12 protein-coding genes and 1 pseudogene are annotated in these 16,937 nt (G+C 45.9%); 3 read left to right on the top strand and 10 right to left on the bottom strand.

The window, feature by feature from the left end; all coding sequences use genetic code 11:
- Position 1: 1 nt before the first annotated feature.
- Complete coding sequence (gene rimP / locus BQ9893_RS10335) at positions 2-469, bottom strand: ribosome assembly cofactor RimP (RefSeq protein ID WP_208610811.1); 468 nt, start codon at positions 467-469, stop codon at positions 2-4.
- Positions 470-872: 403 nt separating this feature from the next.
- Between rimP and BQ9893_RS10330 the strand changes: the two genes are divergently transcribed.
- From BQ9893_RS10330 to BQ9893_RS10320, 3 genes are read left to right on the top strand one after another with little or no spacing between them, the layout of a single operon-like run.
- The gene (locus tag BQ9893_RS10330; protein ID WP_075965950.1) at positions 873-3,080 is read left to right on the top strand and encodes a TonB-dependent receptor; all 2,208 of its coding nucleotides are present in this window, start codon (positions 873-875) and stop codon (positions 3,078-3,080) included.
- Positions 3,081-3,083: 3 nt separating this feature from the next.
- The gene (gene pnuC / locus BQ9893_RS10325; RefSeq protein WP_075965949.1) at positions 3,084-3,692 is read left to right on the top strand and encodes a nicotinamide riboside transporter PnuC; all 609 of its coding nucleotides are present in this window, start codon (positions 3,084-3,086) and stop codon (positions 3,690-3,692) included.
- Positions 3,676-4,305: a thiamine diphosphokinase gene (locus BQ9893_RS10320; RefSeq protein ID WP_075966108.1), complete on the top strand. Its 630-nt coding sequence runs from the start codon at positions 3,676-3,678 to the stop codon at positions 4,303-4,305. Before pnuC ends, BQ9893_RS10320 begins: the two co-directional genes overlap by 17 nt.
- Before the next feature lie 95 nt (positions 4,306-4,400).
- On the opposite strand, the pseudogene BQ9893_RS10315 reads toward BQ9893_RS10320, so the two are convergent.
- The 9 genes and pseudogenes from BQ9893_RS10315 to BQ9893_RS10280 form a co-directional block, all read right to left on the bottom strand.
- Positions 4,401-5,374 (bottom strand): annotated as a pseudogene (locus tag BQ9893_RS10315) (Rpn family recombination-promoting nuclease/putative transposase).
- Between the two features lie 179 nt (positions 5,375-5,553).
- A complete protein-coding gene (locus tag BQ9893_RS21715; RefSeq protein ID WP_167369850.1) occupies positions 5,554-5,727 on the bottom strand; it encodes a hypothetical protein in 174 nt (57 codons plus the stop codon).
- 102 nt (positions 5,728-5,829) lie between these two features.
- The gene (locus BQ9893_RS10310) at positions 5,830-7,296 is read right to left on the bottom strand and encodes a DUF3868 domain-containing protein (protein WP_075965948.1); all 1,467 of its coding nucleotides are present in this window, start codon (positions 7,294-7,296) and stop codon (positions 5,830-5,832) included.
- Positions 7,297-7,304: 8 nt separating this feature from the next.
- On the bottom strand, positions 7,305-7,862 hold the full coding sequence (locus tag BQ9893_RS10305; protein WP_075965947.1) for a DUF3575 domain-containing protein: 558 nt from the start codon (positions 7,860-7,862) through the stop codon (positions 7,305-7,307).
- 311 nt (positions 7,863-8,173) lie between these two features.
- Complete coding sequence (locus BQ9893_RS10300) at positions 8,174-8,572, bottom strand: HU family DNA-binding protein (RefSeq protein WP_075965946.1); 399 nt, start codon at positions 8,570-8,572, stop codon at positions 8,174-8,176.
- A 170-nt stretch (positions 8,573-8,742) separates the two neighbouring features.
- Complete coding sequence (locus BQ9893_RS10295; RefSeq protein WP_075965945.1) at positions 8,743-10,827, bottom strand: VapE domain-containing protein; 2,085 nt, start codon at positions 10,825-10,827, stop codon at positions 8,743-8,745.
- A 327-nt stretch (positions 10,828-11,154) separates the two neighbouring features.
- On the bottom strand, positions 11,155-12,519 hold the full coding sequence (locus tag BQ9893_RS10290; RefSeq protein WP_075965944.1) for a hypothetical protein: 1,365 nt from the start codon (positions 12,517-12,519) through the stop codon (positions 11,155-11,157).
- A gap of 24 nt (positions 12,520-12,543) precedes the next feature.
- On the bottom strand, positions 12,544-15,699 hold the full coding sequence (locus BQ9893_RS10285) for a BACON domain-containing protein (RefSeq protein WP_075965943.1): 3,156 nt from the start codon (positions 15,697-15,699) through the stop codon (positions 12,544-12,546).
- Between the two features lie 20 nt (positions 15,700-15,719).
- A complete protein-coding gene (locus tag BQ9893_RS10280) occupies positions 15,720-16,844 on the bottom strand; it encodes a hypothetical protein (RefSeq protein ID WP_075965942.1) in 1,125 nt (374 codons plus the stop codon).
- Between the last annotated feature and the right edge of the window lie 93 nt (positions 16,845-16,937).

Raw genomic sequence — 16,937 nt, 5'->3', positions numbered from 1 at the left:
TTTACTTGAATCTTATTAGGTATTTTGTATATTTTATTTCATCGAATGTATATGACAGGTCTTCCTGAACAGTCACTTTACGCTTGGCTCCTTCGGGTTTCACTTGTTTTTCGACAGTGACGACCACTCCGTTTTCGTCGGCCGACTTCAATATGCCGGTCAACTTTGTACCGTTTTTAAGCAGCATCTCCACTTCATTGCCTATATTTTTCACATACTGGCGAAGCACTTTAAACGGGGACGTTATCCCGGCGGAACCAACTTCCAACTCGAAGTCTTCCACATCGCGATCCAGATGACCTTCCACATAGCGACTCAACTCCACGCAGTCGTCGATACAAACACCCTCATCATTATCTATTTCTATGATAATCAGGTTACCTGGTTTAATTACTACATCTACTAAATAATTGTCGGAAGAAGCCAATTTTTCTTCTACCAACTGACTTATCACGTCTTTTTCAATCATATACATACAGTTAAGAACAAAAGAAGGGGACTGCCCGCCCCCTCCTCATCTTCGCTTAATCGTCCGCAAATATACAAATAATCAGTGAGTTTTCAAATAAATATATATTTTTTCTGTCTGTTATAGGATTTATCGCGTACATACTTGTATATATATCCCCAAAGCAGGCATATGGCATAGACCGATGCATTTGGTCATTTCATGTTTTTTTTGTTTCTTTGCCCCGAATACAAAGGGGTGCTTGCCGGAATGGTTCCCAAGAAACAGGAAGGCAGGCTGAGATTATACCCATTGAACCTGGACGGATAATGCCGGCGAAGGGAAAAAAGTGTGTTTTCTGCAAAACAGCCCACCTCTGTGCTATTCTTTTTTTTATTAAATCAGGTTATCAAAAAGAAAAAGAATGAAACGTGTTTTTATTATTGCCTCATCATTAGTGGCATTGTCGGCACAAGGAAAAACGACTGAACATGCCGATTCTTTAGGATTTTCAAAAGACATCTCGCTGGACGAAGTGGTCGTCACCGCAACCAAAGTAGCCAAAGGAACCCCGGTTGCCTACAGCGAACTGACAAAAGACGAGCTGAACCGCCGGAACGACGGGCAGGGAATCCCCTTCCTGATTCTCCAATCACCGTCTGTGATCATGACATCGGACGCAGGGACAGGTATCGGTTATTCCGGGTTCCGCATCCGAGGAACGGATGCCAACCGTATCAACATCACGGTCAACGGCGTACCGATGAACGACTCCGAGTCGCATACGGTCTTCTGGGTGAACATGCCAGACTTTGCCTCTTCGGTCGATAATATCCAGATACAGCGCGGCGCCGGGACTTCGACCAACGGGGCAGCCGCCTTCGGGGCAACCGTTGCCATGCAGACACAGAAATCGGAGTTGAAACCTTATGCCGAATATTCAGTCTCGGCCGGTTCGTTCGGAACAGTCAAAAACACGGTCAAGTTCGGGACCGGGCTTCTACAGGACCATTTCGTTTTCGATGCCCGCTATTCCAATATCCAGAGCGACGGCTACATCGACCGGGCCAATGCCAACATGCACTCCTACTTCGCTTCGGCAGCCTACTACGGGGACAACACGTTGATCCGCTTCCAAACATTCGGAAGCATAGAGAAGACATACCAGGCATGGACCGGCGTTCCTTCCTATATGTTGGACACAAACCGCACCTACAATCCTTGCGGTGAATATGAAGAAGACGGTGTCACCAAATATTACAAGAACCAGACGGACAACTACCGGCAGCAGAACTACCACCTCACAGCCAGCCAGCGTCTGAGCGACCTTTGGAACATGAATCTGACACTCCATTACACACACGGAGCGGGCTATTACGAAGATTATAAAGCCGGAGCCAAAGTCAAGAACTACAAACTGCCTCTTTATATCGACAGCCAGGGAGAAACTTTTACCAAAACGGATCTCATCCGCCGCAAGTGGCTGGATAACGATTTCTATGGTGCCATCTACAGCGCGAATTACCGAGGTGAACGTTTACAGTTTACCGCCGGAGCCGCCATCAACCGCTATGACGGCGACCACTTCGGGCGTGTCATGTGGGCAAAGCAATCGAACTGTCTTCCCGAACCGGACTACGAATATTACCGTAACACGGGCGACAAGCTGGATTACAATATGTACACCAAGGCCAATTACCAGTTCTATCCCAACTTGAACGGGTATCTGGACATGCAGTACCGGGGCATCCACTACACGATCGAAGGCAGCGACGACAAAGCCGGCGACCACGTGGATATCGACAAACATTGGAACTTCTTCAACCCCAAGGCAGGTCTTAACTTCCAGAAGGGCGGCCATAGCGCTTTCGTCTCTTTCTCGGTAGCCAACCGCGAACCGAACCGCGATAACTTCACCGAAGCCGGCCCCAATGAACGCCCGCAGCATGAAACGCTCTACGACTATGAGGCCGGCTACGGTTTCGGCAACTCCCGTTTCCACATCGGTGCCAACCTCTACTTCATGGACTACAACAACCAACTGATCCTGACCGGCAAAATCAGCGAGATCGGTGAAGCCCTCACTTCCAATATCAAGGACAGCTACCGGATGGGGATAGAATTAACAGGAGGTGTGAAAATCGCCCGTTGGCTGGACTGGAGCGGAAACCTGACGTTAAGCCGGAACAAGATCAAGAACTTCACCGAAAGCATCGAGGTCTACGACGCTGACTGGAACTACCTGCGCGAGGACCGCAACGACTTAGGAACGACCGACATCGCCTTTTCGCCGGATATCATCGCCAACAGCATGTTCAATTTCAGTTGGAAACAATTCAGTGCGAGCTTCAACACCCAGTTTGTCGGCCGCCAGTATATCGACAACACTTCTTGCAAAGACCGTTCCGTCGACCCTTATTTCGTCAGCAACCTGCGTGTCGGGTATGTTTTCAAACCGAAGTTCATGAAAGAAATAGCACTCGATGTCACGGTCAACAACCTGTTCAACGAGCAGTATGAGACCAATGCCTGGGTTTACTCGGCAATCGTCGGTGGCGAACGCTACAAAGAAGACGGCTATTTCACCCAGGCCGGGACAAACGCAATGGCACGAGTCACATTCAAATTCTAAAAGATGCAACTATTGGAATATTTCGGAGTATTGACGGGGCTGCTTTATCTGCTTTTGGAGATCAGGCAGCACCGTGCCATGTGGGTGGTAGGTTTCCTCACTTCCCTTGTCTATGTCTTTGTCTTCTTCTTTTCGAAGATATACGCCGATATGGGATTAAACATCTATTATGTTGCCATCAGCATATACGGCTTCTGGCAGTGGACACGCAAGCGTAAGGTCGAAACGGCCTCGACCGTAGAGGCCGCCCCCACTCAAGAGGCGATCCTCTACCGCAACATGACGCCCCTCCTTTTCGCCGGGATCGGCTCCGCCATCCTCGCCCTGTTCGCGCTGCTCTATTACGCCCTGCATTGTTTCACCGATTCACCAATCCCGGCAGGCGATGCTTTTACCACCGCCGTCGGGATCGTCGCCACTTGGATGCTGGCACGCCGGATCATCGAGCACTGGATATTCTGGATCATCGTCAACTGCGTCTCCGTCTATCTTTACTACCTGCGTGGGCTCTATCCCACAATGTTTCTCTATCTTTGCTACGCCATACTGGCGGCAGTCGGATTATACACATGGAAAAAGAATGGAACAAGAACAAATGATAGCACCTTATAAATGCGTTGTCATGGCAAATGGCAGTTTTCCGCAAACAGCTCTGCCGCTTCGTCTCTTGCACGAAGCCTCCGTCGTCATCGCCTGCGACGGAGCCGTCGAAGCGTTGGACAAAACAGGCATCACCCCGGCAGCCGTCGTCGGCGACCTGGACAGCCTTCCACCCCGCTTCCGCGAGCGCTACGCCGACCGTATCCATATCGTGGAAGACCAGGAGATCAACGACCTGACGAAATCCGTCCGTTTCGCCCACCGGTCCGGGCAACAGGAAGTCCTGATCTTAGGGGCTACCGGACTGCGCGAAGACCATACGTTAGGCAATATATCCCTGCTGATGGACTACGCCCCGCTGTTCCGCCGGATCGAGATGCTCTCTGACTATGGACTTTTCACTCCTATCCGGCAAACAACGACGCTGACAAGCAAGCCCGGAACCCAAGTGTCCCTTTTCTCGCTTGCCCCTTCCGGCACGATTTCTACTACCGGACTGCGTTGGCCCATCCGGAACCGCCGGCTGACAGCCTGGTGGCAAGGAGCATTAAACGAAGCGACGGGCAACAGCTTTACCGTCACCCTCTCACCGGAGGCCCGCGTCATAGTCTATCGTACATTATAAATTGGATTTAGACCTAAAATCAGCATTTACCGGTGTCTTTATTGACAAAACAATACCATTTTGACACCACCGTAAATCAACAATATTGCAGGTGACTATTTCAGGCTTTCTATTTCTTCTACGGAAAGCCCCGTTACCTGTATAATCGTTTCAAGAGGCAGCGACAGTTTTTTGAGATTGTGCGCGATTTCCAATTGTGTTTGTTTCCCGCCTTCGGCGCGGCCCATTTCAAGACCTTCGGCACGGCCCATTTCAAGACCTTCGGCGCGACCTTCGACAAGACCTTCCCACTTGGCATTCTCGATGGCGTCTTCCTGGATCACGACATTGGTGAGGTGCTCATCGTAGGCGTAGCGTTCACCACGCGACATGGAGTCGTATTTCAGTTTCTCGCGTGCTTCGCGAAGGCCGGGAACAGTCGTGTCCGGACGGATCGTGCCGTCCTTCAGATACTCGATCCACTCGTCAAGAGGCGTGCTCGCGACTTTGTCGAACTCGTTCACACGGATCAGTATGTATTCAGGGAAGATTTCGGCAGGCAAGCGGGGAACGACCACGTCGCGGTCGCGAGCGTTGATGCGTAGCAGGTCACCCGTATGCACACCCACAAAGTAGTTCTGCCCATGATAGAAATAGTCTGTACCGACACCGAGGTCGAAATAGAGAATACTAATGGAATAGACTTTCTTCACGTTCTGATAACTTTCACCGATATATATATATGCTCGGTGATCGCTTTGGCTACACCGTAGAGGATGCGTTCGAGGTAGTACATCTCGCGAGTGTTCTGGACTTCGACGATGATAATCTCGCCTTTACTGTTCAAAGCCTTGATGTCCACACGGTTGAATTTGTCGTCAAAAGTCGCCTGGTTGCCTTCACTTTCGAGGATTTCCAAAATCTTGACTTCTTCGCCGATCATGACGGTCAGGAAACCTTCGAGCACACTGAAGTTGGCCTTCTGGCGCAATAGGCGCTTAATGGCCCAATCAAAGCGAATATATCTTTCCTGCAACTCTTTTCTTTCCATCTCTCCCATGATTTTCTGATCTGACTCTTCCTTTTTCATAGTTAACGTTGTTATTTATTTGTATTCCACAAATATACATATTATTTATGAACAGGATGCCGGACCGGGGAAAATGTTTCGGCAATCGGCTGATCGGCACATTATCCCTCAACAAAAAAAGTCCCGAAGGGAAATCTTGCGATCCGCCTTCGGGACAAATACACCCTCAATTTTACAACTTAATATTTATTCAAACCTCTCGGTTGTTTAATAAAAAGGCAATTCAAGCAGGCCAGATAATAAGCAGAACGTTCATACGCGCACCATGCATTACCTTCGAGATATAAGTAGACACCATGTTGGTTGTCTATCTCATTCATCAGAACTTTTTCGACATCCGCTATACGCTCCATAAATCTTAATACTTTAAATTCTCAATCTTTTATATGCAAACTCTCAATCGCAAAGATATCGGCTAATACAGTAACGGTTGCACTGTAAAAGTATCAATCTTGCTATTCAAAACTATCAAAGAGCCGATTATCGGCCTCCTTCTTACGCAGTTCATCCAAATTGACCGCTGCTTCCTTCACTCCGGCGGCTTTTACCTGTTCCAACAGTTTTCCTGCCTCGTCCAGATTTCCATCCAGCAGATTCAGGACACCACGTGCATGGATGGCTTCGGGGCTATTGCCTGCCTTGCCCAGATAAGTACGGGCCACATCCAGATCGTTCTTCGACAAGGCAATATTGGCGGCGTTCAGATTGGCGACAGGATCATCGCTGTACATACGGACCGCAATCTCGAACACTTCATTATATTCCTTGCTCCCGATCTCGTAGCTGTTGGCCACCGCAAACATTTCGCTCAAGCTCAACTGCTGCGGATGCGTCTTGATAATCTCGCGGCCTTCTTCGACCGTAAAGAAACGCACCTGGTAAGCGACACGGTAATCGGAACGGCGCAACGAAGGATAGATATTCTTCAGCACATAACGGTAGGGGACCCCACCGTCCAAAGCAGCCAGCTTGGCGTCTTTCTTGTCCGGGTCGTCATTGCTGTCGATGACAGCCAGCACAGCCTCACGCGAAGGAACGCTCCGGTCGGCCTCCACTTTCGCTTTCAGGCCATTCCAATCTTCAGAACCGTTTTCCAACGTGAAAAGCTCCGGTTTGAAGTCATGTTTCTTCCGTATATATTCGGAAAGCGCTTTCACACGATTGCCCGCCAGAACCGTATTGGACTTGTAGCTGCCTTCGGGCGATGCAAAACCTTTCAGGATAATGCCTTCGAGCGTGATGTTCTTATCGTTTACGACCGTACTGACCGTATTGTCGATCTTTGCCAGTTCCGCCGCATTGTTGCGGAAGTCCGGCAGGATGGCATATTTACCCACTTGGAAGTCCAGATAAGCAGTCCCCACTTCGGCACGGTGTTTTACCGTTTCCGCTTCCGGAGAGATATAGGCCAGGACAGGCTTCACCTCATACCGTTTGCCGGGGCGGGTCAGGACCTTGTCGGCTATCACGAGCGGCTCACCCTGCGCTTCTTTCCCGCAACCGCACATGTTCGGGATCAACACGAAACGGGCGTCTTTCATCCACGATTCAAACGGGATTACCGTCTTATAGCTGATGACATTTTCGCTCTTTCCGGCCTGCACGACCAAAAAGCGGGGTTCATCCTGCAAGTTGTCCAACGCGATCTCACGGTCATACACCTTCTGGCTGATCCGTCCGTTCAGCAAGATGGAAGGCAACCCTTCCTGCTGCGAAGCCGATTCCAGGACCGGTGTCAGGGAGAGATTCTCACGGGATTTGATCCGGCTGCCGTCGACCGTGATCACGGCGTCGATCACCAATTCGTTACCCTTTTGTTTTAGCTCGTTACAAACCGCTTTTACCGGGACCTGAGCCTGGATAGCCGGCGAAACGACAGCTAACAGAGCTGCCGCCATATACATTTTCATCGTCTTCTTCATAGCTCCGATTATTTAATGAAGTAAATAATAGAAAGAGCAGCCTTCGTCACTCCGAAATAGTCTTTCGTTTCGCTCTTCTGAATCGTACCACACGATGCGCACGGATATTTATCATAGTCCAGATGCGCCCATCCGATACCAATCACAGCCTCCATGCTCCAACGGTTGCTCAGCAGCCACTGGTAGCCATAGGACACGCCGGCTCCGTAAAGGTTGCCTTGATAACGATAATTCTCCATATTTTTACTCAGAAACTTGATCCCGCCGACATTATAATCGGCATAATGAGCATGAACTCCGAGAAAATGGCCGTTAAACTTCTCGCATAGCCAATAACGTGCTTCCGGCTGAACCATCCAATGTTTCCAACGCATGTCGTCGCCCAACTTCCATCCGTTGTAGTTACCGGACAAGTCCAGCGTCCACTTCTTGCCCAGCCCCATCTCAACCCCAAGATTGATCGTTGCAGTCGCGTCATACAGCAAGTTTGACTTTACCGCAAACTTCTGTCCATAGACGTTCGTCATTCCGGCCAGAAGCAAAAAGAGGAAAAGTATTTTTTTCATACACTTCATTTTTAATTATCTTTTGTTTTTCTATTCCATAAACAACAGAGGTGATAATACAGTTTATCCCGACACAAAAATAGAACAAGTCTTTACCACGCACGGTAGGCACACGTTTCAAGTTTCACGGGCAAAGCTACCAAGAACGAACCGTATGATATAAATACCGACGAAAAAAGGAAGAGGGCGATAGAAATACCGATTTACACAGTAAACCTATTATCACACACAGACAACCTCATCAAACCGGTATCACCCTAAAACATATCAAAAAGACAAAAACAAAAAGCAATCAAAAGTTTGAAGCATGATCAAAACTTTTCCGGTTCTCGTTCGAAACGGGCTCGCTTCAGTTTTTGGTTGATTGCTTTCGAGACGCGTACGTGCATGCCTTTTACGGAGATGGATTCGGCGCGGATTTCGTTTTTGCGGTCCACACGGCGGTATTTGGCGGAAACGCCGAAAGTGCAGAAATCGTCGAGGCAGACATCGTAGCCGTCTTCCAGTTTCTCCTCGATATAATCTGCCATCAACATCCACGAACGCGCCAACTCCGCACGCAGGGAAGACGAACCGCGCGATATGTCATCAAACATTCGCTCTTTGCCTATCGTGCCGCGACTCACTACTTTGGGATAAAAACCCGTTACTTTCTCACCTTCCTCATTCAAGTTATCGTAAATGGGGACAAATTTGTATCGTATGCTCATAATATATTGTTTTATAAAAAATTTCTATTACCTAACCGACACCTGGCACTTTTCGACTCAACACACTGTCATGATGCCACTTAAGCAGTGCCGGTCCAGTGTCGGTTCGATATCTATCCAGTGTCGGTTCTGTACCGGATATATACAAAAACAGTAATAACCGGCACCGTTCACCTCTTCACCGGGATAACATAATAGTACTTCCTGTCGTTTTTGACCTTTTTCCGTACATTATACTTCGTCATCAACTTCCCGAACAACTCCAGTTTGGTCTCCGTCAGATCCGTTTTGCTCTGTTTGCTGATCGACATCAGAATTTCGGGAGCGGACAACGGCGTACACTCTTCTTCCTCTTCCGGGGCTCTGAAATAATACAAAAAAAGCTCCTCCAACAACGGACGCTTTTCGAACGCCCGATTATTCCGATGCAGCCTGACTTCTTCTTCCGCCGAAAACCAATAGCGTTCTCCTTCGCGCAACGCATTGACAGCCTGTGCATAGAGTTGAGGATAGTCGACCGGCTCTATCCGGATCATTCCCGTCACCTCCACTCCGATGAAACGGCGGCTGCCGGTGGTGTCGGTCAGCAAAGAGAAGGTGTTGGAGGTCGCGATAAACGAAGCGAACCGCCTCATCTCCTCCACGTTCCCGCCATAGGGTTTGCGCAACGTCACTTTCGCCTTCTGGAGCAGGTTCTTCAGATAGGGCTGGCGGGATGCGGGTATCGAGTCGAACTCGTCCAGGTTGATCAGCGCGAAGCGGTTCAACGCCATTTCCGCATCCTTCCGGCTTCCCAGGTCGATCCCGTCGACATAGTAAGGACGCAGTTCGGGCGGCAAAAGGTTCTGGCAGAAGGTACTCTTGCGGCAACCTTGCGGCCCGACCAGCAGGGGCGACGTGCTGTTGGCATGCTCCCGGTCCATCTGCAACCAGTGTGCCACCATGCTGAGGAACCAGATATAAAAGAAATCCTTCCACTCCTTGTTTTCGCAAGGCACACAATCGGCAAGGGCGCGAATGCGGTCCTGCCCGTCCCAGTTCGGCAGGTCGAAAAGATACTCCTCGACCGGCCAGTAATGGGAGATGCGCCGGGAGTCCACGTAACGCTGCACGTCGTATTCGATCGCCGATATTCCTTCCAACTGCGCTTCGAAACAAATGCTCTTGACCGCCTCGGTTGTCACCGGGCGATAATCCATGAACAGCGAATGCCGTTCGCGATATTCCTTGCATTCCTTCATGCGGTTGAACCTCAACTCATAGCGCCTCGTCATGAACTCTTCCATCTGCATCGCCACCAGCATCCGCCGGGGCATACAAAGCCTGAGGCTGCAAATCTTCTCTTTCCGGTAGACATTTCCGAACGTCGCCCTCAGTTCCATCTCCAGCTTCTTGCCGAACGGATGTATCAGGGCAAAACGGACGGCGTCTTCCTCCGGAATGGCGGATTGCCGGCATTTACGTGCCAGATATACCATGAACTTCTTACGTTCTTCATTGTCGTTGTCTTCCGGCCCGACCTGCCGGAACGTGTCGGCAAGGCAGGTTTCATAGAGGAGCGATATGCGTTTGTAGCGTTCATAGCCGGGTGGCATGCGCAGCAGAGGGTCCGGTTCGGCATCGTGCACCTCGCGTGTCGTCACCGGTGCGGGCATCCGCAAAGGTTGTTCCAGGCGGATCGGCAATGCGTCCGGATTATAAAACAGGTCGGGATCATACGACACGCGGCATCCTTGTTCCGGAACGGGAAACCCTTCTTCTTTCCATTCGACGGGCACCTGGAGCTGTGCTTCGTAATAGCGGCCCGCACGGAGGCAGGCATGGGCATGGAAAAAGCGCATATGCTCTTCCGTCTCCGGCAACGAACCGTCGGGCCGGGTGAAAGGGACCACGATTTTGACGCTCCGCCCGCTCGATCCGACAAACGAAGCAAGCGTTTGCGGAAAGCCTGCCGCACGATCCCGTATGGCAGCCGCCTCCGCACGGTCGATCAGGTTGCCGAAACTGAGCAACACCAATCCGGTATAAGAGGCCACGCCGATCCTTTCGCTATCCCGTTTCAGCGTAACGCCGAACAAGACAACGGGAACCTTCTCTGCTGCAAGGCTTTTCGTTTGGGGAGTCAGATAAGGTATGTTTTGCCGCAACACGGATACCGGCTTCCGGCTGTTTTCCGTTTTCATGCCGTTGAGAACAAGGCTTAATTCAAGATTACGGAAAGCCGCTAAGTCACCGCGAAGCTGTGTTATCTTCATATTGGTTTGTGTTTTTTTAATCTTCCGCAAGGTAAGGCTAATATTTCAGATATCCCCTGTTTTTCAATTATTTTATGCGCAACTACTCCAAAACACGCCAAGAACTAATGCAAAGCATGCCGGAAACTACCTCAAACCATACCGGAAACTACGGATAGGTAGTACTACATATCCGGCATATGTAGTACCAGCTATCACGAATACATAGTACTACATATCGTCCTTACATAGTAACTACCTACCAATACTATCTGGTATGGTTTGAAATAGTTCCCGGCATGGTTTGGGTTAGTTTGTGGAGGGATCCGAAATAAATTAGGTACGGATTTATCGGCCAATAGTAATTGTTTTCCATACTCCACCTGCTTTTATATAAAACACAGCAGGAAATGAGACAGTATCGTCAATCCAAATAAATGTTTCATAAAAAACATTTACATCACCTCTTTTCTGTTGGGCAATGATACCCTCAGGCATATCAATCATTTGCCATCCTCCTTGATAATTAGTAAAAATCTGAATTTTCGCATAATACATACCATTTTCATCATTATACGAAGCAATCGGTGTAGATGTATTTACTGCCAAATAATCCACACCATCAGTTGTAATATCATTCAAACCTTTCTCAATACAATTTCCTTGTGACGACGTATCACCCACGATCATAACTGTCGTTGAAGCTGAAATACGAGAAGCATTATCCGGAATAGATTTTTCGAATGCACTCTTGGCTGAACCGACTCCATATTCATGAACTGCATCGATCTTAAAAATATAACGGACATTTCTTTTGACATTCATATCTTCATTTTCTGTGTTTTGCAACAAAAAATCCAATCGATAATAACCGAACTTTCCAACTCCGTCTATTGTCGTGTATCCTCCGACTATCAAGCATAAACTACGACTTGGTTCACCACTGGGAAACGTTTCAGTCTTCAAAAGGCTTTCGGGAACATAAAACTTCGCTCTTGCATTATTCAAGTTCTGTTTATGAAAAGCTTCACTAAGAACACGTTCTCCTTTAGCACCGGACGGTATTGAAATCGTTCCTTTCTGCAAAGTCCCATCCGACTTAATCGGAGCTATAAAACCTTTATCATAAGTCCCGACCAGATAAACTTCCTCCAAATCAAAATTGATTACCAAGTCCGTATCTACAAGAACTTCCACACAAGCCAAAGAACGTGTCATCGGGATTGCAATTGGAGTATCATCCGTATACAAACCCTCGGGCAAATCCACCTCACCCCACATCGGAATAGAAACAGAACCTTCTTGAGACGGGACATCAAAAATCAAACTCTTCAAAACATCAGCCTTTGATGTATTCAAAGCAAATTCGTGTGTAATTGAAGACACATTAGCCAATGCCATCAATGTTACTGGTTCCTGAGTCGCTTTCAAATTGGCAGTTACAGCTTTAGCCGTTCCTCCATCAGTACCCACGGAACCTACTACCTGATAAATCAACTCATCTGATTGATTAAACATATAAAGCCACAAATCATTGATTCGATTTTCGTCTGTAGAGACAGCCTTTGTCACAGCTGGCAATTGCATATCGGTCAATTCCAACCGAATTTTGGCTACCACATCATTATCATTCCCTTTCACGAGGTCTTCTTGTGAACAAGAAGCAAAGAGAAGTATAAATGAAAAAATATATATCAAATTATTCGTTTTCATATTCTTTTTAATTTTAATAATAACTTACCACCATCTATCGTTCTGAGTGACAGCAATAGATATCGTTTCCCCGTTTGAGTCTTTTAAAGTAACAACTGTATTTCTTTGATACCAACTATTCTTAGATGCAGAAACAGTCAACCTATTTCCATTCCTTTTTACAGTCAGCCATTCTGCATATCCAGATTGAACACTCCAGTCATACTTGCTATTTGTAACAGTTATATCTTGACTATTAGACGGATTCCAGTCAAAAGTAAGTTTATTCGGTGATGCCTCGAAAGTATAAGAAGCGACCTTTTGAACCACCTTAATCGAATATTCACTGCCCTTCGAAGTCTTTACTATTAAAGTTGCTTCACGTTGTGCGCCTGCATTTTCTTCCGATGCAGTAAAGACTAACGTTTGTCCTGCACCACCATCCGGATCTCCTGAATATTTGTCAAGATAGAACCAAGGCGCTCCCGGGTTAATGACTTCCCAAGTTTCGTTGATAACTTTAATTGTTGCTGATTTCTTTGAGCCTTCAGCTGCATCTAAAATTATTCTTTCCGGGAACTCATTCAACTGACTAAAATCCTGAGATTCTTGAATTTTCACACAACGTACAGAACCCGCGAACTGTGTTTGTGCATATAAGTCATAAGATGTTTCTATAAATTTATGAAGATGACGGCCATTTCTTGTATTTCCATATTCCGTTCCATGCAAGAACATCGCGCCAGGCCTAAAATCATCCCCATTCTTTCCATATTTAATAGGAGTATTTGTCCAAACAATACTATTCACTTTCAATGAATTTTGATCATCTACTTCAGAAAAACTATAATTTACGTTTTCCCCGACATTCATATTTTTAGGATCATAAACTCCCGCTAACGGGAACCATGTGCTATTTGTGGCAGAAACAGATGAGTTGGTAACGCTCGGCCGACTGTTTGCGATATAGTTAATCCAAAAACCATAATGAGAAGCATTATCACTATAATTCGAACCTGACGGTATATAATAATTATTCCCATTATAATTATTTTTATAGTTCTCATCGCTATGGAACAAATAAGCCAACAGAGGAGGCACTCGATATCCAACCGGACATGGGTCATACACTGTTTTATTCCCCTCATTTACTGCACTTCCTGAATACATTTCCATACCGGAAGGCGTTCCCCATAAATAAGTTCCGTTTTGATCTACATTACACAAACCTGTTTTTAACAAATCGGTCGGGAACTTAATCGATTGCGCCAGACTTGTCGTTTCTGTAACTCCCCAAGTATAAGTTCGTGTACCAGAACCACAAGGTTGATAATTATAGGTGTTCTGCCTTACCTGATTTTGAGGTCCGGCCGCTCCAATAAACGGATCTTTACGCCCCCACTGATACAATAAGCCCAAAGCATCGTTACCCGGATTATTGGATAATGCTCCTATATAACGATCCATAAATGTATAGTCCTTAGAGTTTCCACCCCAGTTTTCTGTTGTAATTCCACCCGGGACAACCCAAATATGCCACGACCAGATACATTCGTTTGCACTGTTAAAAGCTCCAATTAAAGCATTTCCGCCTTTCTTCTTAGGAGTTTTATCTATATCGACATGGTAATTAACAACGCCACTAAAATCATTATCAGGATCAACTTGTACACTTGTTTGATCATACACTCCGTTCCCATTATCCAAGCGAACCAATCCTTCGGATGTTTCCCAAATAATCCCGATCTTCGATGGTTTCAACTTCAACTCTTCTTCCGTCAACAATTGTTTGCCATCGGCAATCATTCCTTCACGGCCATTACCCTTTACGCTTATATTCAAAGGATAAGTTCCTGATTCCGAACGAATATAGCAATTGGCTGTTTCTTCCGGGTCGATCTTTACCAAGATTTTCTTTTTCAACTGGCCTGATTGAACAAAGAAATACCCGGACGCCAATTTATTAAAACCAGAAGGCGAAATAACAACGCTATTACTTTCATGATTTTCCGTTATTGTGAAGCCATCCAACATTGCATCGACGATCTTCCATTCACCCCATGTCGTAGTAATATTCAAATTTGCCGGCGCTTGTTGCCCTATATTGAAATAAAATAAATTCGAACTTACTGCTAATGTATTTTGCTCGTATGGAGAACGTATGTACACATCACTCATCTCCTCTATATTGACAGTTATATCATTTTCTCCCGCTCCGATCTTCGACACATGTACCTTGTAAGTATGATTACGAAGAATATCCAACGCAGTACCGCCTACTTTACCTGTATTAGTCATATAAACACGATATAGTTTGTCCACGCCCCCAATCTCTCCTGCCATAGTCAGATAGACCCCGTCATAAGAAATAGAAGATGTTGATTTGCCTGCTTCCGGAATATAGATTTCATTTATACAGGTATTGTTGTTTACAGCATCCCCTTCATATACCAATGACGGATTCACATTGGGTGATGCCGGCAAAGTAGGAGTTATAACATTTTTATCCTGTAAGCGAGAATCGGGAACGATCAAACCATTACTCAATGAGTTATTTACCCGTATGGATGTCAATGTAAAATTACTGCTCGCATCTTCTGAAAAAGAGACATTGATACGTGCCAAAGCCCTCAATAAATCTACTTCTATAGGAGTAGCTGATATCTGACCTGTATACTCACCCCACATCGGGAAACGACGATAGTTTTCCGTACTGGTTGCATTCCATTTTTCATTGACCGTATAAGCCAAACGAGCCAAATAAGAACTCTTTGTATCATTAATCTGAATTTGAGGAATGGTCGTCAGAGTTCCATCATTAGTTTCTCCTTCATTTACAACATTTGCTAAAACAACCAAAGACAAATTATCATTTGCCATTTGCATAGGTATCTTCTTCGCAATAAGTGAACCGCCGTTATCATCAACAGTCTGCTCCGAACTCTCGACTTTTACAGAAGAGACCGAACGTTCCGGCAGATAATTGCCCTTATTATCAAAAACCAGTATTTTCAAAACCTCCACCTTCGCTTCTTCAGTCGAAGTAATAGCACGTGTGGTTATCTGTGAGGGATTTGGCAAATAAAGATTCAGACTAACAGTCACATTCTCCCCTTCTTTCACATTTGATATGATTTCTTCATCCACACAAGACGAAAAAGCCAACAACCACAAGAGTAATAAATTGATATACTTTTTCATATCTAATTAATTTTTCTTGATTATTTAAATTCTACCCCATTATTTCCACCTATCAAAACTTCATTCCATCCAACGACCTCCAAAGATTCAATGCCTGCCGCTGTAACATGAACTATAACATTCAAACGATACCAATTACCGGGTTCCACCCAACCATGCCCTGTTGTATTTGTCGCTCTATCCGGATTAATCACATAATCACGCGTTTCTCTTTTCCCGTCTACCGTAAAGGCCAAATGTAAAGTCACAGGATTAGTTTTCACTGTATTAGGAAAGACCGCTGAAAAAAAGCAATTCGTATGATTCAAAGGTGTACCCTGTGTTTTAATATGATCTTTAAAATTATCAACCTTTGCTTCTATATCCAATACGGATGGTTTTAAAATATTATCCACCATCTCACCTTTATCTGAATCTAATATTTCCATCGGTATCAAGTTTTTCGTATCATAAAAATCATCAGTCCCTTCTTCAAATAAACCGGTATTCTTTTTAAGATTTGTAAACCATGCTTCTGTTAAACGTACTTCTGTTGTTTCGACGCCATCCATATATTTGACATAGAATCCGGTAAGATCGACAACAGCTGTACGTTGAACTGCTTCAATGGAGACCGTAACTGATGGTAAATTTCCAGTTGTTGAAGACGAACCTTCAAAACCTTCCGGCCAAGAAATAGTTCCTTCTCCAACTTTCACTCTATGTTCAGCCTTGTCATCTCTAATAGCTCTTATCTGAGACAAAGTAGTACAAGCATCCAGTTTTTCATGTAAATGCGAACCATTCACAACTGCGATTATCTTTGTCACAGCACCGACTTTCACCAATATATTCTTTTCGTATTTTACTGTAGTACCCGAAAGTTCTGTCGCAAATGCGCGATTAACAATATTGCCATCATTATCAAGCAGCAACAAATAACAAGAATTAATGTAGTCTCCTGCCAAACTCCCATTAATATGAGATTCACCACGACTTACCGCCTTTGTTGTAGCTTTGGCGGTTGAAATATCAACTGTAACATACGCTGACCCCTTCTCCAGAATCAAATTTGTCGAATTTCCATCTAAAACTTCATCTTCCATTGAGCAAGAAACGACAGCCAAGAGGATGCAAATAACGGAGAGTATATTCTTCAGTTTCATAACCTAATATTTTTTCGTTTAACTAACATCTGCAAAAGTAGAGGGAATATAAAGAGGGGGCGATAGGCGAAACTTTCAAGATTAATAGGTAAA

The organism is Parabacteroides massiliensis (genome assembly GCF_900155425.1).
In the GTDB taxonomy this organism is placed as follows: domain Bacteria; phylum Bacteroidota; class Bacteroidia; order Bacteroidales; family Tannerellaceae; genus Parabacteroides; species Parabacteroides massiliensis.
Note: the sequence above shows the minus strand (reverse complement) of the source record. Positions and strands in the feature narration are given on the sequence as shown.

Bases quoted from the DNA above. Each gene is read 5' to 3' on its own strand.
- rimP (WP_208610811.1), bottom strand. From the start codon at position 469: ATGATTGAAAAAGACGTGATAAGTCAGTTGGTAGAAGAAAAATTGGCT.
- BQ9893_RS10330 (WP_075965950.1), top strand. From the start codon at position 873: ATGAAACGTGTTTTTATTATTGCCTCATCATTAGTGGCATTGTCGGCA.
- pnuC (WP_075965949.1), top strand. From the start codon at position 3,084: ATGCAACTATTGGAATATTTCGGAGTATTGACGGGGCTGCTTTATCTG.
- BQ9893_RS10320 (WP_075966108.1), top strand. From the start codon at position 3,676: ATGATAGCACCTTATAAATGCGTTGTCATGGCAAATGGCAGTTTTCCG.
- BQ9893_RS21715 (WP_167369850.1), bottom strand. From the start codon at position 5,727: ATGGAGCGTATAGCGGATGTCGAAAAAGTTCTGATGAATGAGATAGAC.
- BQ9893_RS10310 (WP_075965948.1), bottom strand. From the start codon at position 7,296: ATGAAGAAGACGATGAAAATGTATATGGCGGCAGCTCTGTTAGCTGTC.
- BQ9893_RS10305 (WP_075965947.1), bottom strand. From the start codon at position 7,862: ATGAAAAAAATACTTTTCCTCTTTTTGCTTCTGGCCGGAATGACGAAC.
- BQ9893_RS10300 (WP_075965946.1), bottom strand. From the start codon at position 8,572: ATGAGCATACGATACAAATTTGTCCCCATTTACGATAACTTGAATGAG.
- BQ9893_RS10295 (WP_075965945.1), bottom strand. From the start codon at position 10,827: ATGAAGATAACACAGCTTCGCGGTGACTTAGCGGCTTTCCGTAATCTT.
- BQ9893_RS10290 (WP_075965944.1), bottom strand. From the start codon at position 12,519: ATGAAAACGAATAATTTGATATATATTTTTTCATTTATACTTCTCTTT.
- BQ9893_RS10285 (WP_075965943.1), bottom strand. From the start codon at position 15,699: ATGAAAAAGTATATCAATTTATTACTCTTGTGGTTGTTGGCTTTTTCG.
- BQ9893_RS10280 (WP_075965942.1), bottom strand. From the start codon at position 16,844: ATGAAACTGAAGAATATACTCTCCGTTATTTGCATCCTCTTGGCTGTC.